The organism is Paraburkholderia madseniana (assembly GCF_009690905.1).
GTDB classification, from domain to species: Bacteria; Pseudomonadota; Gammaproteobacteria; order Burkholderiales; family Burkholderiaceae; genus Paraburkholderia; species Paraburkholderia madseniana.
In genome coordinates this window covers 42,148-64,989 of the sequence record NZ_VOSW01000028.1, presented here as the reverse complement: position 1 = coordinate 64,989, position 22,842 = coordinate 42,148, and the positions used below count along the sequence as shown (strand labels likewise).

At 61.4% G+C, this 22,842-nt stretch carries 20 protein-coding genes; 18 read left to right on the top strand and 2 right to left on the bottom strand.

Annotated features, from left to right (window positions below):
* Positions 1 to 9: 9 nt before the first annotated feature.
* Positions 10 to 333: a hypothetical protein gene (locus tag FSO04_RS16625; RefSeq protein ID WP_154560718.1), complete on the bottom strand. Its 324-nt coding sequence runs from the start codon at positions 331 to 333 to the stop codon at positions 10 to 12.
* A 155-nt stretch (positions 334 to 488) separates the two neighbouring features.
* On the opposite strand from FSO04_RS16625, the gene FSO04_RS16620 reads away from it, so the two are divergent.
* The 11 genes from FSO04_RS16620 (at position 489) to FSO04_RS16570 (ending at position 12,777) form a co-directional block, all read left to right on the top strand.
* A complete protein-coding gene (locus FSO04_RS16620) occupies positions 489 to 755 on the top strand; it encodes a hypothetical protein (RefSeq protein WP_154560717.1) in 267 nt (88 codons plus the stop codon).
* A 348-nt stretch (positions 756 to 1,103) separates the two neighbouring features.
* A complete protein-coding gene (locus FSO04_RS16615) occupies positions 1,104 to 2,282 on the top strand; it encodes a quaternary amine ABC transporter ATP-binding protein (RefSeq protein WP_154560716.1) in 1,179 nt (392 codons plus the stop codon).
* Positions 2,275 to 3,177: a choline ABC transporter permease subunit gene (choW, locus tag FSO04_RS16610; protein WP_093644471.1), complete on the top strand. Its 903-nt coding sequence runs from the start codon at positions 2,275 to 2,277 to the stop codon at positions 3,175 to 3,177. The genes FSO04_RS16615 and choW overlap by 8 nt, the downstream gene beginning before the upstream one ends.
* A gap of 7 nt (positions 3,178 to 3,184) precedes the next feature.
* Complete coding sequence (locus FSO04_RS16605; RefSeq protein WP_154560715.1) at positions 3,185 to 4,186, top strand: GlxA family transcriptional regulator; 1,002 nt, start codon at positions 3,185 to 3,187, stop codon at positions 4,184 to 4,186.
* A gap of 108 nt (positions 4,187 to 4,294) precedes the next feature.
* Complete coding sequence (locus FSO04_RS16600) at positions 4,295 to 5,230, top strand: choline ABC transporter substrate-binding protein (RefSeq protein ID WP_154560714.1); 936 nt, start codon at positions 4,295 to 4,297, stop codon at positions 5,228 to 5,230.
* Between the two features lie 501 nt (positions 5,231 to 5,731).
* Positions 5,732 to 8,278: a type VI secretion system Vgr family protein gene (locus FSO04_RS16595; protein WP_154560713.1), complete on the top strand. Its 2,547-nt coding sequence runs from the start codon at positions 5,732 to 5,734 to the stop codon at positions 8,276 to 8,278.
* 14 nt (positions 8,279 to 8,292) lie between these two features.
* Complete coding sequence (locus tag FSO04_RS16590; protein ID WP_154560712.1) at positions 8,293 to 9,090, top strand: DUF4123 domain-containing protein; 798 nt, start codon at positions 8,293 to 8,295, stop codon at positions 9,088 to 9,090.
* A 23-nt stretch (positions 9,091 to 9,113) separates the two neighbouring features.
* Positions 9,114 to 9,644 carry a DUF3304 domain-containing protein gene (locus tag FSO04_RS16585; protein ID WP_233464873.1) on the top strand — a complete coding sequence of 177 codons (531 nt, stop codon included), beginning with the start codon at positions 9,114 to 9,116 and terminating at the stop codon, positions 9,642 to 9,644.
* A gap of 35 nt (positions 9,645 to 9,679) precedes the next feature.
* A complete protein-coding gene (locus FSO04_RS16580; protein ID WP_154560711.1) occupies positions 9,680 to 10,213 on the top strand; it encodes a DUF3304 domain-containing protein in 534 nt (177 codons plus the stop codon).
* Between the two features lie 184 nt (positions 10,214 to 10,397).
* Complete coding sequence (locus FSO04_RS46390) at positions 10,398 to 10,943, top strand: DUF3304 domain-containing protein (RefSeq protein WP_166618195.1); 546 nt, start codon at positions 10,398 to 10,400, stop codon at positions 10,941 to 10,943.
* Positions 10,944 to 10,965: 22 nt separating this feature from the next.
* A complete protein-coding gene (locus FSO04_RS16570) occupies positions 10,966 to 12,777 on the top strand; it encodes a T6SS phospholipase effector Tle1-like catalytic domain-containing protein (RefSeq protein ID WP_154560709.1) in 1,812 nt (603 codons plus the stop codon).
* A gap of 93 nt (positions 12,778 to 12,870) precedes the next feature.
* Here the strand turns inward: FSO04_RS16570 and FSO04_RS16565 are convergent, their stop codons facing one another.
* Complete coding sequence (locus FSO04_RS16565; RefSeq protein WP_093644465.1) at positions 12,871 to 13,953, bottom strand: GlxA family transcriptional regulator; 1,083 nt, start codon at positions 13,951 to 13,953, stop codon at positions 12,871 to 12,873.
* Positions 13,954 to 14,205: 252 nt separating this feature from the next.
* Here FSO04_RS16565 and FSO04_RS16560 point away from each other — a divergent pair, with 252 nt between their 5' ends.
* The 7 genes from FSO04_RS16560 (at position 14,206) to FSO04_RS16530 (ending at position 22,801) form a co-directional block, all read left to right on the top strand.
* Entirely contained in the window at positions 14,206 to 15,600 is a 1,395-nt protein-coding gene (locus tag FSO04_RS16560; protein WP_154560708.1) for an L-serine ammonia-lyase, read from the top strand.
* Between the two features lie 46 nt (positions 15,601 to 15,646).
* Complete coding sequence (locus FSO04_RS16555; protein ID WP_054038698.1) at positions 15,647 to 16,891, top strand: sarcosine oxidase subunit beta family protein; 1,245 nt, start codon at positions 15,647 to 15,649, stop codon at positions 16,889 to 16,891.
* Between the two features lie 70 nt (positions 16,892 to 16,961).
* Complete coding sequence (locus FSO04_RS16550) at positions 16,962 to 17,288, top strand: sarcosine oxidase subunit delta (RefSeq protein WP_154560707.1); 327 nt, start codon at positions 16,962 to 16,964, stop codon at positions 17,286 to 17,288.
* Positions 17,285 to 20,287, top strand: coding sequence for a sarcosine oxidase subunit alpha family protein (locus FSO04_RS16545; protein WP_154560706.1), 3,003 nt, complete (start codon positions 17,285 to 17,287; stop codon positions 20,285 to 20,287). Before FSO04_RS16550 ends, FSO04_RS16545 begins: the two co-directional genes overlap by 4 nt.
* A complete protein-coding gene (locus tag FSO04_RS16540) occupies positions 20,277 to 20,933 on the top strand; it encodes a sarcosine oxidase subunit gamma (RefSeq protein ID WP_154560705.1) in 657 nt (218 codons plus the stop codon). Before FSO04_RS16545 ends, FSO04_RS16540 begins: the two co-directional genes overlap by 11 nt.
* Positions 20,934 to 20,996: 63 nt before the next feature.
* Positions 20,997 to 21,260: an SET domain-containing protein gene (locus FSO04_RS16535; protein ID WP_154560704.1), complete on the top strand. Its 264-nt coding sequence runs from the start codon at positions 20,997 to 20,999 to the stop codon at positions 21,258 to 21,260.
* Between the two features lie 122 nt (positions 21,261 to 21,382).
* Positions 21,383 to 22,801, top strand: coding sequence for an MFS transporter (locus FSO04_RS16530; protein WP_154560703.1), 1,419 nt, complete (start codon positions 21,383 to 21,385; stop codon positions 22,799 to 22,801).
* Positions 22,802 to 22,842: the final 41 nt, after the last annotated feature.

The window sequence follows — 22,842 nt, the reverse complement described above, 5'->3', positions numbered from 1 at the left end:
TCGTTGGCCTCAATCCCCATCCCCCCAACCATGGCGCTCGCGCCATTCGCGCTCGTGCTCCTCATGCTCGTGGTGGCGCCACCGTCGTTCGCGCCACTCCTGACGCTCATGCCACTCGCGGGCGCGCCAGTCGTCGCCGTAGCCGTAGCCATATTCCACCACCGGCGGGGGCGCATAAACGACCGGCGGAGGCGCAATGTAGGCCGGTTCCGCAGGCACGAAAACCGGCCCGGGAATGCCGATGCCGATGCCCACGTCGACGTGCGCGGAAGCGACTGTGGAAGCCACTAATATCGCGCCGCCGAGAAACACTGATAATAGGTTCTTGCGCATGTTTTTCTTTTCGCCTGATGGTTGCTGGCGATGACAGTGGAGATGGTGCGCAGTGTAGGCAGGGCCGCGGTTTGCAGGTGCAAGAGGGATGCGAGATTCGTAACACGGAGTAACGGCACGCAGCCTTAAGGTTGCCCTAATGATTTCCGTGCACGATGAACCGGCCAGACCTCCGGCTTTCCTTCCCTGCGTGCAACCAGCGGCGCTGTTTTCGGCTCGAACCGGCAATCAATAGCCAGGTCGCGCCGTTTCAAATTTTGCCGAATGGCATCCACGATGGGCGGGGAATCGCAATGGGCTTTTCTGCTGAGGTTTGGGCGCTCGCGCGCCTGTATTGCATGTACCCGGTGCTGGGCGGCCTTGCGATCTGGTATTTTTCGCGGGCGGACCGTCTGCTACAAGTGGTTCGCGCCCGTCATTGAGCCTCGATCATTGATCATGGCGCCCACCTCGCGGGCGCGCAACGACGCCCGCTGAGCAACGGCGGGCTTGCTGCGTCGCGGCAAAATGCGCCTGCCACGTCGTCCGCACAGCCGTTTTTTCCTCCAGACCACCCTCACTTGCTCTGGCGCGACACGGCCGGCTATCCCCTCCAACACCTCGCAGACCCTTACCCAACGGGGCTTTGCCCGCCGCCAGCCGGCGCCCGCGCGACGGCGGTGTCGCATTTCCACATGTGGTTGTCGCAAATAGTCGGCTAGGCGTACTTTTTTCTGGCAACTATGTATGCACAGCGCGGACGGACGTCCGCCAAGCGAGGAGAGCATTCAATGAATTCCCCCAAGGTCGTGGTCGAAGGGCTGTGCAAGGTGTTCGGCACCAACCCGAAACAGGCGATCGGCATGCTGGCAGGCGGCGCAACCAAAGAAGAAGTCTTCGCGCGCACCGGTCAGATAGTCGGCGTCCATAACGTATCGTTCGAAGTCAAGGAAGGCGAGATCTTCGTGCTGATGGGCCTGTCCGGCTCCGGCAAGTCGACGCTGATTCGCCTGATCAACCGTCTCGTCGAGCCGACGGCCGGCAAGGTGCTGATCGACGGCCGCGACGTGGCCAGCGTGCCGCGCTCGGAACTGACGGCGCTGCGCCGCAAGGACATGAGCATGGTGTTCCAGTCCTTCGCGCTGATGCCGCAACGCACGGTGCTGTCCAACGCGGCGTTCGGGCTGGAAGTGGCAGGCGTCGGCAAGAAGGAGCGCGAAAAACGCGCCATGACGGTGCTCGAACAGGTCGGCCTCGCACCGTTCGCGGAAAAGTTGCCGGCCCAGTTGTCCGGCGGCATGCAGCAACGCGTGGGTCTGGCGCGGGCGTTGGCAGTCAACCCGTCGCTGATGATCATGGACGAGGCGTTCTCCGCGCTCGATCCGCTCAAACGCAAGGAAATGCAGAACGTGCTGCTCGATCTGCAACGCGAGCAGCAGCGCACCATCCTGTTCGTCTCGCACGATCTGGAAGAGGCGATGCGCATCGGCACCCGGATCGCGATCATGGAAGGCGGCAAGGTCGTACAGGTCGGCACGCCCCAGCAAATCATCACCAATCCCGCCGACGACTATGTGCGGGCGTTCTTCGAAGGCATCGACACCAGCCGCTATCTGACGGCCGGCGACCTGATGCAGACCGACGCCGTGCCGCTCATGCAGCATTCGCCGCAGATCGACGCCTCGAGCGTGGCCGCGACGCTCAACGGCAGCGCCGAATACGCCTTCGTGCTCGACAGCGAGCGCAAGTTCCGCGGCTTCGTGTGCCGCGATGCGATGGGCAGCGCGTCGCCGCAGCTCAATCACATCGAGTGCATCCGCCGCACCACGCCGTTAGACGACGTCGTCGAACGCGTGGTGGCAAGCCGTGCGCCGCTGCCGGTCGTCGAAGCGGACGGCTCCTACTGCGGTTCGGTCAACAAGACGAACGTGCTGAACGTTCTCACGCGCCATCGAGGTTCCCATGTCTGAAGTCATTCCACTTGGCGCCTGGGTCGATCACGGCGTTCACTACCTGCTCGACCACGACGCAAAAACCTTCGATTCCATCGGCAAGGTCATCGAGAGTTTTGCCGCGCTGATCGAGCACGGCCTGCAAGCGGTGCCGATGTGGGCGCTGATGGCGTTTTTCGTCGGTGTCGGCTTGTGGCGGGTGGGCTGGCGTTTCGCGCTGTTCACGTTGCTGGCGATGCTGCTGATCTACGGCACCGGCTTCTGGGATCAGATGGTGATCACGCTCGGTCTCACGCTCTCGTCGACCTTGATCAGCCTGTTGCTCGGCGTGCCGCTCGGCATCTGGACCGCGAAGAGCCGCACCGTCGAAATGATGGTGCGCCCCGTGCTCGATCTGATGCAGACCATGCCCGCGTTCGTCTACCTGATTCCGGCGGCCATGCTGTTCGGTCTCGGCCGCGTGCCGGGGATTCTTTCCACGGTGATCTTCGCCATGCCGCCTGCTGTGCGTCTCACGTCGCTCGGCATCAAGCATGTGAATCGCGAAATCGTCGAAGCAGGGCAGGCGTTCGGCTGCACGCCCCTGCAATTGCTCTACAAGGTGCAGTTTCCGAACGCACTGCCGTCGATCATGACCGGCGTGAACCAGACCATCATGATGGCGCTCTCGATGGTGATCATCGCCTCGATGGTCGGCGCGGGCGGTCTCGGCAACGACGTGCTGGCGAGTATTCAGCGGCTCGATATCGGCCTTGGTTTCGAAAGCGGTCTCTCGGTGGTGATGCTGGCGATCATTCTCGACCGCATCACGGAAAGCTTCGGCCGCTCGCCTGGCACGGCGCGGGCGCCTCTGTTGTCGGGCTTGCGCAGCGTCATGAAGGTGCGCCGGGCGCCGGCGGCACAGCACGGCTGAGCCGCCTATGAAGCGCGACGCGATCTCTCCTGTTGTTGAGGCTCCATCAGACTCGCCGCTGTCCGGGCTCGCGCACTTCGGCTTTCTGACGCTGCCGAACTTTTCGATGATCGCGTTCACGAGCGCGGTCGAGGTGCTGCGCATGGCCAACTACGTGGGTCGCGCGCAGCACTACACATGGTCGGTGATTACGCCGGACGGCGAACCGGCGCGGGCGAGTAACGGCATCACCGTGAAGCCGACCACGACGCTGGTCGAAGCGGGCATGCCCGATGTGCTGATCGTCTGTGCCGGCTGGCATGTGCGCGACTACGTGGACGAGACGATCATCGCCTTGCTGCAAGATGTTGCGTCGAAGGGCATTCCGCTTGGCGGTATTTGCACGGGACCGTACGCGCTGCTGGCTGCGAATCTGCTCGACGGTTATCGCTGTACCGTGCATTGGGAAGACATGTCCCCGTTGCACAAGAGTTACCCGCACGTGCGTTTTGCCGATGAACTGTTCGTGATCGACCGTGACCGGATGACCTGCACCGGCGGCACCGCGCCACTCGATCTGATGCTGAACCTGGTCGGCATGCGCCTTGGCCATGCCGTCGCCGCGCAAGTGTCAGAGCAGTTCATCGTCGAGCGGATTCGCGGGTCGACGGATTATCAGCATATTCCCGTCGACGCGCGGGTCGGCTTCTCGCGAGCGGAATTGATCGAAGTCGTGCGCTTGATGGAAGCGAATATCGAAGAGCCGTTGTCGCTCGACGAACTCGCGCGGCTCGTGCATCTGTCGCAACGCCATTTGCAGCGGATGTTCAAGATGTTTCTGAGCGTATCGCCGACGCACTATTACCTGACGCTGCGTTTGCGTCGTGCGCGTGAACTGTTGCGCAATACGGATGCGTCGATCGCGCGGGTAACGGCTGTGTGCGGTTTTCATTCGCCGTGCCATTTCAGTAAGGCCTATCGCGCGCAGTTTGGTCACGCGCCGAGTGTAGAGAGACGGTTGTCTGCGTAGATGAGTCTGCATGAGTGAGTTGACGTCAATGAAGTCGACGCAAGAAGTCGCACTTTGAAAATCCGATTATTAAAACCAGTGAAGCATCAATCACCCAAAGGGAACGCCATGAAACGTTTGTGGGCTGCGTCGTTGTGCGCGCTGTCGGTGTCATCTGTCCTTGCCGCGGAACCTGCCACCTGCCGGGACGTCCGGTTCGCCGACGTCGGCTGGACCGATATCGCGGCGACGACCGGTCTCGCTTCGACCGTGCTGGAAGGGCTCGGCTACAAGCCGACCAAAACCATCGCTTCGGTGCCGATCACCTTTGCGGGGGTGAAGAGCAAGCAGATCGATGTGTTCCTCGGCTACTGGTCGCCGACCATGGACCCGATGATCGATCCGTTCAAGAAGGCCGGCCAGCTCACCGTGCTGCCTACGCCGAACCTGACTGGAGCGAAATACACGCTGGCCGTGCCGGACTACGCGTATCAGGCGGGCATCAAAACCTTCGCCGACATCGCGAAGAACTACGACAAGCTCGACGGCAAGATTTATGGCATAGAACCGGGTAACGACGGCAATGCGCTGATCAAGAAGATGATCGACAGCAACCAGTACGGTCTTGGCAAGTTCAAGCTGGTGGAGTCGAGCGAGGCGGGCATGCTGGTCGAAGTGAATCGCGCGGTTCGCGACAAGAAGCCGATCGTGTTCCTCGGCTGGGAACCGCATCCGATGAACGTGCAGATGAAGATCGATTACCTGTCCGGCGGTGACGACGTGTTCGGCCCGAACTACGGCGAAGCCAGAGTGCTGACGGTCACACCGAACGATTACTCGGCGCGTTGTCCGAACGTCGCGAAGCTCGTGTCGAACCTGCAGTTCACGACGGATATCGAGAACCACGTGATGCTGCCGATCACGAACAAGACGGATCCGAACAAAGCGGCGAAGGACTGGCTGAAGGCGAATCCGGCTGTGCTCGACAAGTGGCTTGCCGGCGTGAAGACCTTTGACGGGAAGGATGGGTTGCCGGCGGTGAAGGCCTACGTTGCGGGGAAGTGAAGGGGTTGACTGAACGCCGGACCCACCGCCCGAAACTCAAGCTCGGCACCGGCAACAATTGCGTTTGACACTGGCGTGTGCTCCGGCCGCCAAACCACACGGTTTGGCTCGACCGGACGCACGCGCCGACACGACGTGTCAACACGCCGGATGACGCCGAACGGACCGTGACGCAAGGTTACGTCCCGATTTCGGTGAAAACCATAAAGGCTGTGAAGTTTTGTAAAAATAGGACAAAAGCAGACTGCTCTCATAGCAGTTTTCTTCGTCTTCCGTTAATTTCATCACGAGACAACAAAAAGGACTACTCGTGATGTCAGAGACCGAACGACTTATCGTGATAGGGCTGAGGCCCGGCTGCCACGCCATTTCCCTTTTTTCGTCACGCCCCTGACCCAGCTCGGGTTAGCCATGGGGCGAGCAGACGATCCTTTTCCTGCTTGTAACGCATGAACCGTCCGCCCGAGCCGGCCTTGGTGCGACGACGTATGACTCAAGATCATGTCCATTCCTATCCAGTCCCGCACTTTGGCGGTTTCGGGTTCCGCGTTGCCCACCCGTGGCCTCGATGGTTTGCCGGTCCTCTGTCCGGTGCGCCTACGCGGCACCGAAACGCTCGGCGAACTGTTCGAGTACACGCTCGTATTGAAGACGGCAGACGCGCTAGCCTTTGCTCCGAGTGTTGCAGCGAACATCGAACTCGACAGGCTGATCGGCACCGAGGTTACTGTGGCGATCGAGCTCGAAGGCAACGGCCGGTTCGTTCAAGACATATCGGGGCAAACTGACTCGGGGAATGCCGGTGCGCAGACTCGAGAAATCACCGGCGTCGTTACGTCCGCGCGCATTGTGCGCGAGGAAGGCCGCTCGATCGTTTGCGAATTGGTGCTGCGCCCGTGGCTCTGGCTTGCCACGAAGAACCAGAATTGCCGGTTGTTCCAGGACCTCGACGTCGTGGAAATCACGGATGCGGTGCTGTCAGCCTATACGTTCCCCGTCGAGAAACGTCTGTTCGGACCCGGTCCACGCACGCCGTACCCCAGGCGTGATATCCAGTGCCAGCACTGGGAAAGCGACTGGACGTTTCTTCAACGGCTCTGGGAGGAGTGGGGCATCTATTACTGGTTCGAACATGGCGACGGCAAACACCGCCTGGTGCTTGCCGACGCGATGGCCGCGAACCATCCGCAAGACGAGGGGTATCGCACGATCCGTTATCAAGGGCCTACGGGTCAGCGGCTCGATAAGGAGCACGTCCACGCACTTGCGGTGCAAAACAGTCTGACGGCTGGATCCGTCTCGAGCGTCGACTACGATTACACGCGGCCCCACGCGGACTTGACGGCTAGATACGAAGACCCGCGCGACACCGCGCAGGCACGGCAGGCAATTTACGCGTGGGGCGATTTTGCGCAGCCGCAGGCGGGTGCAACGGGGCTTACGGGCGAGCATAACCAGCCACAGCGCGAAGCTGAACATCTATCGAGAGTGCGATTGCAGGCGTTTCGCTGCGGCGGATTGCGGGCGAAGGGCCAGGGCAACTTGCGCAGCCTCGTGGTCGGCCGGACCTTCGCGCTGACGCATTATCCGCAGACGGCCGCAAACCGTGAATACCTTGTGGTTTCCGCGACGCTCGATATCGAGGAGACCGGCGAGGCAAGCGGTACGGGGCAGCGCTACCGTTGCACGACGGACTTCGAGATTGAGCCGGCTAGCGAGACATTCCGGCTCGCCAGGACTATTGAGAAACCGCGCACGTCTGGTCCACAAAGCGCCATGGTGGTCGGTCCTGAGAACCAGGAAATCTGGACTGATGCCTATGGCCGGGTGAAGGTGCAATTTAACTGGGACCGGCGGGGCTTGCACGACCAGCGTTCGAGTTGCTGGGTGCGCGTGTCGTCACCGTGGCAGGGCAACCAGTTCGGCGCGACGCATCTGCCTCGTATCGGTGAGGAAGTGCTCGTCGATCACCTTAACGGTGATCCTGACCTGCCGATCGTGACAGGCCGCGTCGCCAACGCGTTCCAGCTACCGGCATGGAAACTGCCGGACAACCAGGCGCTGTCCGGGTTTCGCAGCCGCGAGCTTGGTGGTGGCCGAGCGAATCACTTTGTGCAGGACGATACCTCGGGCGAAATCCAGACACAACTGTCCAGCGATCACGGCGCCTCGCAACTGAGCCTCGGCTTCCTGCGGCGCGTTCTCGGCAACAAGGGGCGGCAGGACGCGCGTGGCGAAGGCTATGAACTGCGTACGGATTTTTGGGGCGTGCTGCGCGCCGCGAAAGGGATGCTCATAACGACGGAGGCACGACCCAACGCACGATCCTACGTCAAGGACATGAGCGAAACGATGGCGCGGCTCGAGCAGGCCCATAGACTCCACGAAGGCTTGACTGGACTCGTGCAGGAGCATGGCGCACAGCAGCAGGGCGCTGACCAGAGCGCGCTCACCAAGGCGATCAAGACACAGAACGATGGGCTCCGCGGTGCCGCACCGACGAGTGACAGCCCATTCCCCGAGTTTGCGGAACCGCATCTGACGCTCTCGAGCCCCGCGGGCATCCAGACCACCACGGCAGGCAGCACGCACCTCGCGAGCGATGAGAACCTCGCGCTGACGACCGGAGGCCATGTCGCCGTGGTAGCTGGTACATCGTTTTTTGCGAGCGTTGCGAATGCTTTCTCGCTGTTTGTGCACAAGCTCGGTATCAGGCTCGTCGCCGCGTCAGGGAAGGTGCGTGTCGAGGCGCAGAACGACCGCGTCGAAATCATTGCCCAACGGGCGGTCGAGATCATGAGTACGGACGGCTGGATCGAGTTGAAGGCGAAACGGGGCATCCGCATCAACGGTGGCGGTTCGGAAGTGGAGATCACGCGGAACGGCATTGTCGGCTCTACCGAGGGCCGGTCACTGGTGCATGCGGCCAGCCACGCTTGTGTGGGGCCGATGACAAAACCCATCGTCTTTCCGGGGCGTCCCGAACGATTCTGCGAGCGCTGCTTCCTGATCGCCGCGCGATCGGGTAGTGCGATCGTGCCGCAGTGATACGAGCGCCCGCCATGAACGACTCTATCCGCGAATTTGTCCTGTTCGATGCCGCAATCCTGCAAGCATCGGCGCACTTCGACGCATTGATTCGCTGTCGAGCTGCGGTCTCCCTGTACGGTGATTTGTCTTCATACGATTCGCACCGGTTCGGTCCGTGGCTGCTCGAGGGCAGCACTTTTGATGCGATCGTGCCAGCGAATACATCGCTCGCGGTGCCGTGGCGATACGGCATCAGTCGATTGACCACTGGGGCAGACCTGAGTGAGCTCGTCGCGCACTTCGAATCGCAACGCACTATCGCGATGGCTGCCGGTGACCGCTACTACTTGAGATTTGCCGACACGCGCGCGCTTGCCACGTTGGAGCGGGTGCTGACATCCGGACAGACACGGCAGTTGAAAGGACCGGTTGCCCATTGGTGGTACCTGGACCGATTTGACGCGGAGCGGGAGTTCGGCGAAGCGGTGACGAGCGAACCGCGTCGTCAAAACATGATCGTGTTGTCGGAGGCGCAGGGCGAGCGTCTGCTCGAACTGCAGTTCGCTCAGGCGCTGGCTGACGATGTGCACGCGAGTAGCGGCGGCGATCTTGCCCCACATCTCGTTGCCGCGCAATACCAGCAGATTGAGGTGGCCGCGTTGTTCGTCCTGGAGCAGGGTATCGAACCGTTCGAAGTGCAGCGGCATGTTGCTGCTGTCGCTGTGAAGACCGGTGGCGCACTGCTGACGGATGCGCGATTTCTGGAGGCGGTCAGGTCGGCGCGTACTTCAGGGCGTTGGCACGAATTGATGAAGTGGCGCGGTGTTTAGAAAGCCTGGGCTTGGAGTTGAGGATGAGAAAACGTTTTTGCCGAAGCGTGGTAGGCGCATTCGGGCTGGCCTTGATGAGTGCGCTTGCTGCCTGCCAGTCGCCGGGCAAGGAGCCGACTTTTGGGGCAGACCTGACCGGCATCGATCATCTGGCTGATTACCTTAGCGTGTCTGATTTTTCGGTGAATGGCGCATGGGGCGCTCAGGCAGGTAAGGGGGGACGTACGACTTGTTGCGCTGTCATTCCAGAGAAATGGCATCCGGGCTTAAAGGCGCATGTGAAGTGGAGCGTAAGCGACTGGAAGCACGGTGGTGGCGACGCCCATGAGGCCGACGTGCCGGTCGACCAGTACTCGAAGCTGGGCCATATGTGGGTGCATTTCCTCGCCGATGGTTCGGTGCGGGTCGTGGTGTCCGATATCGGCCCGTATGCAACTGATTATCCCGGGCCGCACGATCTGATTCCGCAGAAACATCCGTGGGATGACTATCCGCAATCTTGGGTCAAGAAGCGTCCCAGCCTGGTTGAGCCGGCCAGTGAGGGTGCAGAGTGAGCCGCGGTATTTAAGAACTGAGCCAAGAATTGAAGATGATGAAACGTTTTTTTCGCGGCTCTGCGGTCGCATTCGGGCTGGCCTTGATGAGTGCGCTTGCTGCCTGCCAGTCGCCGGGCAAGGAGCCGACTTTCGGGGCAGACCTGACCGGAATTGATCATCTGGCCGATTACCTTAGCGTGTCTGATTTTTCGGTAAATGGCGCATGGGGCGCTCAGGCAGGCAAGGGAGGAAGTACGACTTGTTGCGCTGTCATTCCGGAGAAGTGGCATCCCGGCTTAAAGGCCCATGTGAAGTGGAGCGTAAGCGACTGGAAGCACGGTGGCGGTGATTTCCATGAGGCTGACGTGCCGGTCGACCAGTACTCAAGGCTGGGTCATATGTGGGTCCATTTCCTCGCCGATGGTTCGGTGCGGATCGTGGTGTCAGATTTCGGGCCGTATGCGCCTGACTATCCCGGGCCGCACGACCCGATTCCGCAGAAATATCCGTGGAAGCAGTACCCGCCGCCTACTCGTAAGGGACCGACATTCTCGGAAGACGAAGTCGAAAAGTACAACCTGCGTTAGCAGGACTCTGACCATGACTGACAACAAAGGCCTGCCATGCGCCGCAGAACATTCGATGAATACCGATGGTGCGGTGAGACCGTACCGAGCATGTGGCTGTACGGAATTGTCCGCCACTGTCGTTAGAACCGCACGAACGGATTACGTGGCGTGCTGTTCAGAAAGACTGGGCTTGGAGCTAAGGATGAAAAAAATCAGACGGTGGCGGCGCGTCGTGAGGTTCGGATTCATTGTCGCCATCGTGCTTATGGCCTCCTCGGTTTCTGCGTCGATGGGTGGCATCGACCATCTGCCAGATTACCTGAGCGTGTCGAATTTTTCAGTTAACGGCGCGGCGGGTTTCCAGGCGGCTGACGGGAACGTTAGCGTCCCCGGCCCGTCGATGCCCCGCAAGTGGCAGCCGGGGCTGACTGTCCACGTGAAATGGACAATCAGCGACTGGAGGCACGGTGGTGGCAGTAATTATGAAGCTGACGTGCCAGTCGACCCATACGCCGAACCTGGGAACGTCTACGTGCATTTTCTGGCCAATGGCAACGTCCGCGTCGTAGTGTCGAACTATTACCCCTGGAGTCCGAAGTACCCTGGTCCGCACGATCCGATTCCGCAGAAACAACCGTGGAATGACTTTCCGCAATCTTGGGTGGACCGTCGATCAGTATCCGAACGCCTTAAAAATATGGATATGCAACCAAAACCGCAAACTCCCGCCAGCCCTGAAGGTAAGTAGAGGTTAGTAAGGAACCGTATTGATGACAGATAGTGTAAGTCTGCTGCGCGCCGCAGCGCATCCCATGACTACAACTGGCGTGCAAGCGACCGCGCCGACCATGCGGTGCCATGCGGAGAAGTGCGAATTCTCACTGCATATCGGTTTGTTTTTCGACGGTACCGGTAACAATCAGGATTGGGTTGAACCGGGGACGGGAGGCAGCCAACTGGAACGCCACAAGGACAGCAACGTGGCACGCCTGTTTCGTGCTTATCCGGACACCGCTTTGGAGGGATACTACCGACACTACATACCCGGCGTCGGCACACCATTCGACAAAATTGGTGAAGATTCATCCAGCACGTGGGGCATGGGTTTCGGCGCTGGAGGCGATGCGCGCATTGTGTTTGCACTGCTGTCGGTATTAAACACGCTGCACGGTTCAATCGACAGCGGCAATCGGCCAATGATTTCCGCAGAAAGCGTCAAGGCGCTGTCCAGAAACAACTGGCTACCGCAGCAGACGGGCAATGGAGAGAACGCCAACCCGTTATCTCCGTCCGACCAGTTCGCGCTTGACCAGGTCGGCATGAAAGATCAGGGTGGTCTGCTGACGATGAATGGCTTCACGTATCGCACGAAGTTTCTCAAGGCACAGTTCGTCCAACTCGCACAGAAAATCAGTGACACTCAGCACCCGAAACTGGTTGAGGTCTTCATCGACGTGTTCGGCTTCAGCCGCGGTGCAGCGCAAGCACGCGTGTTCTGTAATTGGCTGGACGAATGCTTCGAGGGTGACACACTGGCGGGCGTGACCTCCCATATCCGCTTTCTCGGCATTTTCGACACGGTGGCCGCCGTTGGACTGGGGCCTGCCGCCGGCAGATGGGCCAACGGCCACAATGCTTGGGGAGAGCCCAAAAATCTGCGGATTTCGCCGCGGGTTCGTCACTGTGAGCATTACGCCGCCATGCACGAGCAGCGTGAATCGTTCCCACTTGAGGATGTGCAGGCGCCTGGTGATGCGATGCCTCCGAACTGCCGACAATTCCGTTTCCCGGGCATGCACTCGGACTTGGGTGGTGGCTATCTTCCGGACGAGCAGGGCAAGAACAAGCGTGCGGATGACAGCAAGCTTTCGCAGGTACCGTTGAATATGATGTATGACGCGGGCCGTGCCGCGGGTGTGCCGCTGGAAATGGACATAGCGTTTTCGCGAAGCGACCGGTGGGATCCGTTTCTGATCAGTGACACGCTCAGGTCGGCCTATCTCTCCTTCATGAGGGCCAACGGCACCACCACCCGCCAAATCGCCGACTGCCTTATCGACATCCTCGCGTGGCGCTTCCGCTTCCGCGACAGCTACGGAACATTGCCGTTCGTTCAGCAAGCAACGCAAACCGAGCAAAGCGACCTGCTCGGCGCGCACAATGTGTTCCTGAAGGACATCCGCGAGATCGACGATGCCGAGCACCGGGTCTATTACGCACGCGAAGGCGTCGCCACGTCGAAACTCTCCCTGAGCGGACAAATCTTCCGGCAATCGGCTGCTGAAAATCATCTGACCCAGGCGCATGAAGCGCACGCCAGCATCCCGCGTGATAGACGGCACATTTACGAACTGGTCAGGACCCGCAAGCTCAGCCCGGTCGAACTCGACTTCTTCAGCGAATACTGTCACGACTCTTTCGCAGGCTTCAAACCATTCGACAACTGGCCTGGCCGCGCTCTTTCGCGCAATGGGCCGTGGGAAAGCGGCGGTTACCTGAAGTTTCGCACCCGTTATGCGGGCGAAAGTCTGCGGCTCGCGCTGCTCGAATCCATTTCAGAGGTTTCTTCCGCCGAGGTGTAAGCGACACGAACACGACGTCGGTGCGCGCGTCACGCTTGCCGCACGCCGCGTAGTTGAACCGGGTGCAACCATGCCAGACAATAAATACCACCCTCAAATTGCCTGAGCCCGCCCCGGGAAAGTTTCGTCATAGCCTGAGCCGTCATCGACTTCAGCCGCCGTACCGCGTTGCTCGCGGTACATCATCGGCGGCAAACCGAACTGCTTGCGGAATTCGCGGCCCAGATGCGAGGCGTCGGAAAAGCCGCAACTCGACGCGATATCCGCCACTGTTTTATCCGAACTCGTCAGCAGCCAGGCTGCAGTGCGCAAACGCACCTGCTTCGCATAGGCCTGCGGCGCCTTACCGGTTTGCGCCTTGAAGAGCCGTTCGAGCTGACGCGGCGACAGATCGAGTTTGCGCGCCAGTTCGTCGAGCGATAACGATCGCCCCACATGCTGCTCCATCAGCAGAATCGCGCGCTTTACCTTCGGATGCGCGGCGGGCGCCAACCCCGGCGGATGCGGCTGCGGCGCATTACCCTTCTGCATGTCGTCCACCAGGAGAATCCGCAACGCCTTCTGCACCGTGGCCGTTTCAAAGTGGCGCAGCAGAATCGCGGCCGCCACGTCGATCGACGCCCGCCCACCGGAGCACGTAATGCGCCGGCGGTCGATCACAAATAGCCGATCCGCCACCAACGCCTCCTCGTTGACCGCCGGAAAGCGTTCGATGAAATCCCAGTAGTGAAACCAGCTCACGCAGATGCGGTGGCCTTCCAGCACGCCTGCGCGCATCAGTGAGAACACGCCGGTGCACATGCCGACGAGCGTCGCATCGGTGGCGGCGGCGCGGCGGATGAAGGCCAGCGTCGCATCGTTCGCGGCCGGCCCCGAATGCAGCAGGCCGCCCACCACGACGACGTAATCGAAGGGCTCGGCGTTGTCGAACGTCTCCCACGGCGTGATCTGGATCCCGCAACTCGCACGCACCGGAGCGAGGGTTTCCCCTATCACGCTCCACGAGCAGCGCACGGGCTTGCTGAAGTCGCCTTCGTCCGCAGACAGGCGCAACAGGTCGACGAAACCCGAGAACGCCGTCAGCGTGAAGTTCGGCAGCAGGATGATGCCGAAGCGGATGCGTTGCTTCGAGGTGCCGTCGATCGATTGAAGGGGAAGCGGTTCAGCGGAATTCATGCGTGCAGCCGGCAAGGGAAAAGGGTTGAAACAAGCATAGCACCGGGGACAGGGGCGCTTAAGCTGCCCCTGTCGCAAATGCGTCAGAAGTCATCGCAAATCCGCCGCAGCGCTTGGCCGGCGGCCCGCTTGACGCCACTATCCCACTGTCATGCCGTTTTTATTCTATCGGTCCAATTTGACGTGCGGTGCAATAGGGGCTAGTTCAAGCCAAACCCGGCACCCTAAGTATCGCAACGTATAAGGCACGCCATGAACGTCAGCGTCTTCGATCTGTTCAAGATCGGCATCGGTCCCTCAAGCTCGCACACGGTCGGGCCGATGATCGCTGCGTGCCGCTTCGCCTCGCATATCGAAGACGCCAATCTGCTGAGCTTCGTGCGTCGCGTCAAGGTCGAGCTGTTCGGCTCGCTCGGTGCGACCGGGAAAGGGCATGGCACGGACAAGGCGGTGCTGCTCGGCCTCGAAGGCAATCTGCCCGATCTGATCGACCCGGACGTGATCGAACCGCGCCTGCAGGCGATTCGCGAAACGAAGCAACTGGTGCTGCTCGGCAAGCATCCGGTCAAATTCGACGAGCGCGAGCAGCTCGGCTTCTTCCGCAAGCTGATGCCGGGCGCGCCGGGCTCGAGCATCGTGCATCCGAACGGCATGCGTTTTCAGGCCTTCGACGAAAACGGCCAGTTGCTGGTGGAGAAAGAGTATTACTCGATCGGCGGCGGCTTTGTGATCAATCGCGAAGGCGACCGCGTCAATGGCCTGCGCGCTGGCGCCGAAGTGCCGTTCCCGTTCCGGACCGGCGACGATCTGATGCGTGTGTGCCGCGAAACCGGTTTGTCGATCGCCGAGGTCACGCTGCGCAACGAATGCGCTTCGCGCACCGAACAGGAAGTGCGCGAAGGGCTGCTGACGATCTGGCGCGTCATGTCCGCCTGTGTCGAACGTGGCTGCAAGGTGCGTGGCGAGTTGCCCGGCCCGATGCACGTGAAGCGCCGCGCGGCCGACCTGTGCGCGCAATTGCGTTTCCGTTCGGAAGAATCGCTGCGCGATCCGCTGTCGATGCTCGACTGGGTCAATCTCTACGCCATGGCCGTGAACGAAGAAAACGCCGCGGGCGGGCGCGTCGTCACGGCGCCGACCAACGGCGCGGCCGGCGTGATTCCCGCAGTGCTGCATTACTACGTGAAGTTCATGCATGCGTCGAACGACGAAGGCATCGTCACCTTCCTGCTGACCGCTGCGGCAATCGGCATCATCTACAAGGAAACCGCTTCGATCTCGGGCGCCGAGGTGGGCTGCCAGGGCGAGGTCGGCGTTGCGTGCTCGATGGCCGCCGCGGCGCTGGCCGCCGTGATGGGCGGCACGCCGACGCAAGTGGAAAACGCCGCCGAGATCGGCATGGAACACAACCTCGGCATGACCTGCGACCCGGTTGGCGGGCTCGTGCAGATTCCCTGTATCGAACGTAACGCGATGGGCGCGATCAAGGCGCTCAACGCGGCGCGCATGGCGATGAAGGGCGACGGCCAGCACTACGTGTCGCTCGATAACGTGATCAAGACGATGCGTGAAACCGGCGCGGACATGAAGACCAAATACAAGGAGACGTCGCGCGGTGGACTCGCCGTGAACGTCATCGAGTGTTGAACAAGTTAAGAATCAAAGAGTAACAACAGGACCCAAAGGACCAACAATGAGCCGCTATTCGATATTCAGCCTGTTGCGCAACGGGATGTCGTATCACGAGAACTGGGAGCGTCAGTGGAAGAGCCCGGAGCCCAAGCGTGAATACGACGTCGTGATCGTCGGCGGCGGCGGGCATGGCCTCGCCACTGCCTATTACCTCGCGAAGGAGCATGGCGTGCGCAATATCGCCGTGCTGGAGAAAGGCTGGATCGGTGGCGGCAATACCGCGCGCAATACGACCATCGTGCGCTCGAATTACCTGTGGGACGAATCGGCCGCGCTCTACGAGAAGGCGATGAAGCTGTGGGAAGGTCTGTCGCAAGACCTGAACTACAACGTGATGTTCAGCCAGCGCGGCGTGATGAACCTCGCGCACACATTGCAGGACGTGCGCGACACCGAGCGCCGCGTGAATGCAAACCGGCTGAACGGCGTGGATGCCGAATTCCTCACGCCGGAGCAGATCAAGGAAATCGAGCCGACCATCAATCTGAACAGCCGCTATCCGGTGCTCGGCGCGTCGATTCAACGCCGTGGCGGTGTAGCGCGCCACGATGCGGTGGCGTGGGGCTTCGCACGCGGGGCGGATCAGCATGGTGTCGATATCGTGCAGAACTGCCAGGTCACGGGGATTCGCCGCGACGGCAGCCAGGTGGTCGGCGTGGATACCACCAAGGGTTTCATCAAGGCGAAGAAGGTTGCGGTGGTTGCGGCGGGTAATACGTCGTCGCTCGCCGATATGGCGGGTATCCGCTTGCCTCTGGAGAGCCATCCTTTGCAGGCTTTGGTCTCGGAGCCGATCAAACCGGTCGTCAATACGGTGGTGATGTCGAACGCGGTGCACGCGTACATCAGCCAGTCAGACAAGGGCGATCTGGTGATCGGTGCGGGCGTCGATCAGTACACTGGCTTCGGTCAGCGCGGCAGCTTTCAGATCATCGAAGGCACGCTCGAAGCGATCGTTGAAATGTTCCCGGTGTTTTCGCGTGTGCGGATGAACCGCCAGTGGGGCGGCATCGTGGACGTGTCGCCGGATGCGTGCCCGATCATCAGCAAGACCGACGTGAAGGGGCTTTATTTCAATTGCGGCTGGGGCACGGGCGGCTTCAAGGCGACGCCTGGTTCGGGTTGGGCCTATGCACACACGATCGCGAAGGACGAGCCGCATCCGCTGAACGCGCCGTTTTCGCTGGATCGTTTTTACACCGGTCATCTGATCGACGAGCACGGCGCTGCCGCTGTTGCCCACTGACTTTGCAATGAATTGCTTGGGACCGGAGTAAGCGCTAAAGCGCCAACTCCGGTCGACACAGGAGAACCAGATGCTGCTGATCGAATGCCCTTGGTGCGGACCACGCGCCGAAACCGAATTTTCCTGCGGCGGCGAAGCCGATATTGCGCGTCCGCTCGACACCGACAAGCTCACCGACAAGGAATGGGGCGACTACCTGTTCATGCGCAAGAATTCGCGCGGCGTGCATCGCGAGCAATGGATGCACACGCAAGGATGCCGCCGCTGGTTCAAGGCCCAGCGCGACACCGTGAGCTACGAGATTCAGGGCTACGAGACGTTCGAACGTCCGCTGCTCGCGATGGACAGCAACGAGGCTAACGCACAAGACAAGGCACACGAGGGCAAGGCACCATGAGCCAGAAAGACCGACTCCCCAGCGGCGGGCGCATCAACCGCGCGATCGTACTGAACTTCACGTTCAACGGGCGCAAGTATCAGGGCTATCAGGGCGACACGCTCGCGTCCGCGCTGCTCGCGAACGGCGAACACTTCGTGGCGCGTAGCTGGAAGTACCACCGGCCGCGCGGCATCGTGACGGCGGGTGTGGAAGAGCCGAATGCGGTCGTGCAGCTCGAAACCGGGGCATACACGGTGCCGAACGCGCGCGCGACTGAAGTGGAGTTGTATCAGGGACTCGTCGCGACCAGCGTGAACGCGCAGCCGAGCATCGAGAAAGACCGCATGGCGATCAACCAGAAGTTCGCACGCTTCATTCCGGCGGGCTTCTACTACAAGACCTTCATGTGGCCGCGCAAATTCTGGCCGAAATATGAGGAAGTGATTCGCGATGCAGCCGGTCTCGGCAAGGCGCCTGAGCAAACCGATGCGGACCGCTACGACAAGTGCTTTGCGCATTGCGACGTGTTGGTGGTCGGCGGTGGTCCGACGGGGCTGGCGGCTGCGCATGCGGCGGCATTGTCCGGCGCACGCGTGACGCTGATCGACGATCAGCCGGAACTCGGCGGCTCGCTGCTGTCGTGCCGTGCGGAGATCGACGGCAAACCGGCGCTGCAATGGGTCCACAAGATCGAGGACGAGTTGCGGCAGATGCCCGATGTGAAGATCCTGTGCCGCAGCACCGCATTCGGTTACCAGGACCATAACCTCATCACCGTCACGCAGCGGCTCACCGAGCATCTGCCGGTGTCGCAGAGAAAGGGTACGCGCGAACTGATGTGGAAGATCCGTGCGAAACGCGTGATTCTCGCAACAGGCGCGCATGAGCGGCCGATCGTGTTCGGCAACAACGATCTGCCGGGCGTGATGCTGGCCTCGGCTGTGTCGACCTATCTGCATCGCTATGCGGTGCTGCCGGGCCGCAATGCCGTGGTGTTCACGAACAACGACGACGGCTATCAATGCGCGCTCGATCTGAAAGCGGCCGGTGCCCAGGTGACGGTCGTCGATCCGCGCGCGGCCGAATCGAAGGGCACGCTGCCCGCGCTCGCACGGCGCTATGGTGTCAAGGTAATGAACGGTGTGGCTGTGACAGCGGCGCACGGCAAGCTGCGGGTTGCCTCGGTCGAAGTCGCGTCGTATTCGAACGGACAGGTCGGGGCGAAGCAGGGCGAGCTGCCCTGCGAGCTGCTCGCGATGTCCGGTGGCTGGAGTCCGGTGCTGCATCTGTTCGCGCAATCGGGCGGCAAGGCGCACTGGCATGACGACAAGGCGTGCTTCGTGCCGGGCAAAGCGATGCAGGCGGAGACCAGCGTTGGTGCGTGTGCCGGTGATTTCACGCTGGGACAGGGGATTCGCTTCGCGGTCGATGCCGGTGTCGAGGCGGCGGGTGCGGCGGGTCACATCGTTGCGCGGCCGAACCCGGTGCACGTGGCCGAGGTTACCGAAACGAAGATGCAACCGCTGTGGCTCGTCGGTGGCCGCGAACTCGCAACGCGCGGGCCTAAGCAGTTCGTCGACTTCCAGAACGACGTGTCGGCAGCCGATATTTTCCTCGCGGCGCGCGAAGGTTTCGAATCGGTCGAACACGTGAAGCGCTATACGGCGATGGGCTTCGGCACCGATCAGGGCAAGCTCGGCAACATCAACGGCATGGCGATTCTCGCGCAGGCACTCGGCAAGACGATTCCCGAAACCGGCACGACGACGTTCCGCCCGAACTACACGCCGGTTACGTTCGGCACGTTTGCAGGCCGCGAGCTGGGTGAGTTTCTCGATCCGGTGCGTAAGACCGCGGTGCACGAATGGCACGTGGAAAACGGCGCGGCGTTCGAGGACGTCGGCAACTGGAAGCGTCCCTGGTACTTCGCGAAGGCCGGCGAGGACATGCATGCCGCAGTGGCGCGCGAGTCGCTCGCGGTGCGCACGAGCGTCGGCATTCTCGACGCTTCGACGCTCGGCAAGATCGACATCCAGGGCCCCGATGCGGCGAAGCTGCTGAACTGGGTCTACACGAATCCGTGGAGCAAACTGGAAGTCGGCAAATGCCGCTATGGCCTGATGCTCGACGAAAACGGCATGATCTTCGACGACGGCGTGACCGTGCGTCTCGCCGACCAGCACTACATGATGACGACCACCACAGGCGGCGCGGCACGCGTGCTGACGTGGCTCGAACGCTGGCTGCAAACCGAGTGGCCGGACATGCGCGTGCGGCTCGCTTCCGTGACGGATCATTGGGCGACGTTTGCCGTGGTCGGCCCGAACAGCCGCAAGGTCTTGCAGAAGGTCTGCCACGACATCGACTTTGCGAACGCGGCGTTCCCGTTCATGAGCTATCGCGAAGGCACCGTGGCGGGTGCGGCATCGCGCGTGATGCGGATCAGCTTCTCGGGCGAACTGGCTTATGAAGTGAACGTTCCTGCGAACGTTGGTCGCGCGGTGTGGGAGGCGCTGATGGCCGCAGGCGCGGAATTCGACATCACGCCGTATGGCACCGAAACCATGCACGTGCTGCGTGCGGAGAAGGGCTACATCATCGTCGGCCAGGACACGGATGGGTCGATGACACCGTACGATCTCGGCATGGGCGGGCTGGTCGCGAAGTCGAAAGACTTCCTCGGCAAGCGTTCATTGACGCGCTCGGATACGGCGAAGGCGGGGCGTAAGCAACTGGTCGGACTGCTCGCGGACGATCCGTCGTTCGTGATCCCTGAAGGCTCGCAGATCGTCGCGGGTCCGTTCCAGGGCGATACCGCGCCGATGCTCGGTCACGTCACGTCGAGCTATTACAGCCCGATCCTGAAGCGCTCGATTGCAATGGCGGTGGTGAAGGGCGGCCTCGACAAGATCGGCGAAACGGTCACGATTCCGCTCGCGAGCGGCAGGCAGATTGCGGCCAAGGTCACCAGCTCGGTGTTCTACGACAGCGAAGGAGCACGTCAACATGTGGAATGAAACAAGAGGGACGGTGTCGGCAGTGGATCGCGCTGTCGGCCAGCAAACGGGCGTGTGGCAGGAGTCGCCGTTGGTGGGCGCGGATGCGCTGCTGAAGAAGCATCAAGCGACGGCGTCGGCGGCGTTCCGTTTGAGCGAGCGGCCGTTTCTGGAACTGGTGAACGTGCGTGGCGACACGCGTGACGCGGCGTTCGTGAGCGCGGTGGAAAGCGTGATCGGCTGCCGGCCGCCCGAGAAGGCGAACACCATTGTGCGCGGCAATGGCTACGACATGCTGTGGCTCGGCCCCGACGAGTGGCTGGTCCGCTCGGCCATGGCGCACGACGCGACGCGTACCGCGCCGTTGCAGGCGAAACTCGGCGCGGCATTTGTGGGCGTGTTCGCGTCTGCGTTGGATATCGGCAGCGGCTATACGGTGCTCGAAATCAGCGGCACGCGTACGCGTGAAGTGCTGGCGCGCGGTTGCCCGCTCGACCTGCATCCGAAACTGTTCGGCGAAGGGCAGTGCGCACAGAGTCACTACTTCAAGGCATCGATGACGCTGTTGCCCACCGGCACGGACAGCTTCGATATCGTCGTGCGCCGCAGCTTTGCGGACTACTTCGTGAAGATCATGCTCGATGCGGCTGAGCCGCTGATGTCGTGAAGTGCGGCGGGCGGTGTCTTGCTGGTGAGGCACCGCTCGCGGCTCTCCCGACCACCGACTGACATGACGTCGACACGTCTAGCCACCGCGCGTCTAACCGAACGCGCGTGCCGACAGGGCGATGCCCATGCCGCGCTCGCTCTGCTCGATCAAAGCATCGTACTGCGGCACCGGCGTATCGCGCTGATCCGCTATCTCCTCGCGCAGCAGTTGGGCGCACCGCTGCAGTCGCGGCATCACGAATACGTTGAGAAGATTGCCGCTCGCTTGAGTGCGGATGCGCTTGCGCGGATTGCCGGCGCTGCGCGGGCGCGGTTGCGACCCTAACGACGCCCTCGTTCCATCCCGATGACGTATTCCTTCTATGTGGCCGATTTATGTCGGCGTCTACTGAATACGCACTGATCGGAACGTCCACGCGGCAGCCGCCGCATCAACGAGGGCATGACATGTCTACCGTTTTTCAGCCTCGCGCGAGCGCAGCCGCCAGACTCGAACGCCTGCCGTTCTCCGGATATCACCGGACCATTTTCATCATCATCGCGATCGCGTTCTTTTTCGACTCGGTCGATCTCGGCACGATGACCTTCGTGCTCGGTTCGATCAAGAGCGAATTTCATTTGTCGAGCGCGACGGCGGGGTTGGTCGCGAGTGCGAGCTTCTTCGGCATGGTGATCGGCGCAGCGGTTGCCGGATTGCTGGCCGATCGCTTCGGACGGCGCCCCGTGTTTCAGTGGAGCATGGTGCTGTGGGGGCTCGCGTCGTATCTGTGCTCGACCGCACAGAGCGTCGAGGCGCTGATTTTCTATCGCGTGCTGCTCGGTTTCGGCATGGGCATGGAGTTTCCCATCGCGCAGACGCTCTTGTCCGAATTCGTACCTGCCAGGTCACGTGGACGACTGATCGCGTTGATGGATGGCTTCTGGCCGCTCGGATTTATCACGGCGGGCGTGGTGTCGTATTTCGTGTTGCCGACGTTCGGGTGGCGCACCGAGTTCGCGCTGCTGGCGATTCCCGCCGTGTTCGTGCTGATCGTGCGCCGTGTCGTGCCGGAATCGCCGCGCTGGCTGGAACATCGGGGACGCCTCGCCGAGGCGGACAAAATCCTCGCCGAAGTCGAAGTGAAGGTGATGAAAGCGACCGGACTGAGCCAGTTGCGCGCACCGGTGATGCTGCAGGAACCGCCGGCAGCGAAGGGCACGAGTGCGTTCCGCGAGATCTGGAGCGTGGCTTACCGCCGTCGCACGATCATGGTGTGGACGTTGTGGTTCTTCGCGTTGTTGGGATTTTATGGGCTGACGTCGTGGCTCGGCGCGCTGATGCAACAAGCGGGCTTTGCGGTGACGAAGTCGGTGCTGTACACGGTGCTGATTTCGCTCGGCGGGATTCCGGGTTTCATCTGCGCAGCGTGGCTGGTCGAACGCTGGGGACGTAAGCCGACCTGTATCGCGTCGTTGACCGGCAGCGCAGTGATGGCCTATGTCTACGGACAAACCGCGCTGCACGCGCAAACGCCGACGCTGCTGATCTGCGCCGGACTTGCGATGCAGTTTTTTTTGTTTGCGATGTGGGCGGTGCTTTACACCTATACGCCTGAGCTTTATGGCACGGGAGCGCGGGCTACGGGGTCAGGGTTTGCATCGGCGATTGGCCGCGTGGGGTCGTTGATCGGCCCTTATGTGGTCGGCGTGGTGCTGCCGATGTTCGGGCAGGGTGGCGTGTTTTCGCTTGGCGCGATGTGTTTTGTGATCGCTGCTGCAGCTGTATGGACTATGGGGATCGAGACGCGTGGGCTGGCGCTGGAGACTTTGGTGTCTGGAGCAGTTGAGTCGGACGCGCAGGGAGTGTTGAGTCCTGCGCGGGAGTGACGCTTGCCGAGTGTCCTGTCCCGTTCGAGAATGACCGCTTG

Coding starts and splice junctions, on each gene's coding strand:
- FSO04_RS16580 (WP_154560711.1), top strand. CDS start 9,680: ATGATGAAACGTTTTTTTCGCGGCTCTGCGGTCGCATTCGGGCTGGCC.
- FSO04_RS16540 (WP_154560705.1), top strand. CDS start 20,277: ATGTGGAATGAAACAAGAGGGACGGTGTCGGCAGTGGATCGCGCTGTC.
- FSO04_RS16625 (WP_154560718.1), bottom strand. CDS start 333: ATGCGCAAGAACCTATTATCAGTGTTTCTCGGCGGCGCGATATTAGTG.
- FSO04_RS16555 (WP_054038698.1), top strand. CDS start 15,647: ATGAGCCGCTATTCGATATTCAGCCTGTTGCGCAACGGGATGTCGTAT.
- FSO04_RS16605 (WP_154560715.1), top strand. CDS start 3,185: ATGAAGCGCGACGCGATCTCTCCTGTTGTTGAGGCTCCATCAGACTCG.
- FSO04_RS16545 (WP_154560706.1), top strand. CDS start 17,285: ATGAGCCAGAAAGACCGACTCCCCAGCGGCGGGCGCATCAACCGCGCG.
- FSO04_RS46390 (WP_166618195.1), top strand. CDS start 10,398: ATGAAAAAAATCAGACGGTGGCGGCGCGTCGTGAGGTTCGGATTCATT.
- FSO04_RS16620 (WP_154560717.1), top strand. CDS start 489: ATGAACCGGCCAGACCTCCGGCTTTCCTTCCCTGCGTGCAACCAGCGG.
- FSO04_RS16570 (WP_154560709.1), top strand. CDS start 10,966: ATGACAGATAGTGTAAGTCTGCTGCGCGCCGCAGCGCATCCCATGACT.
- choW (WP_093644471.1), top strand. CDS start 2,275: ATGTCTGAAGTCATTCCACTTGGCGCCTGGGTCGATCACGGCGTTCAC.
- FSO04_RS16530 (WP_154560703.1), top strand. CDS start 21,383: ATGTCTACCGTTTTTCAGCCTCGCGCGAGCGCAGCCGCCAGACTCGAA.
- FSO04_RS16550 (WP_154560707.1), top strand. CDS start 16,962: ATGCTGCTGATCGAATGCCCTTGGTGCGGACCACGCGCCGAAACCGAA.
- FSO04_RS16615 (WP_154560716.1), top strand. CDS start 1,104: ATGAATTCCCCCAAGGTCGTGGTCGAAGGGCTGTGCAAGGTGTTCGGC.
- FSO04_RS16585 (WP_233464873.1), top strand. CDS start 9,114: ATGAGAAAACGTTTTTGCCGAAGCGTGGTAGGCGCATTCGGGCTGGCC.
- FSO04_RS16595 (WP_154560713.1), top strand. CDS start 5,732: ATGTCCATTCCTATCCAGTCCCGCACTTTGGCGGTTTCGGGTTCCGCG.
- FSO04_RS16535 (WP_154560704.1), top strand. CDS start 20,997: ATGACGTCGACACGTCTAGCCACCGCGCGTCTAACCGAACGCGCGTGC.
- FSO04_RS16590 (WP_154560712.1), top strand. CDS start 8,293: ATGAACGACTCTATCCGCGAATTTGTCCTGTTCGATGCCGCAATCCTG.
- FSO04_RS16560 (WP_154560708.1), top strand. CDS start 14,206: ATGAACGTCAGCGTCTTCGATCTGTTCAAGATCGGCATCGGTCCCTCA.
- FSO04_RS16565 (WP_093644465.1), bottom strand. CDS start 13,953: ATGAATTCCGCTGAACCGCTTCCCCTTCAATCGATCGACGGCACCTCG.
- FSO04_RS16600 (WP_154560714.1), top strand. CDS start 4,295: ATGAAACGTTTGTGGGCTGCGTCGTTGTGCGCGCTGTCGGTGTCATCT.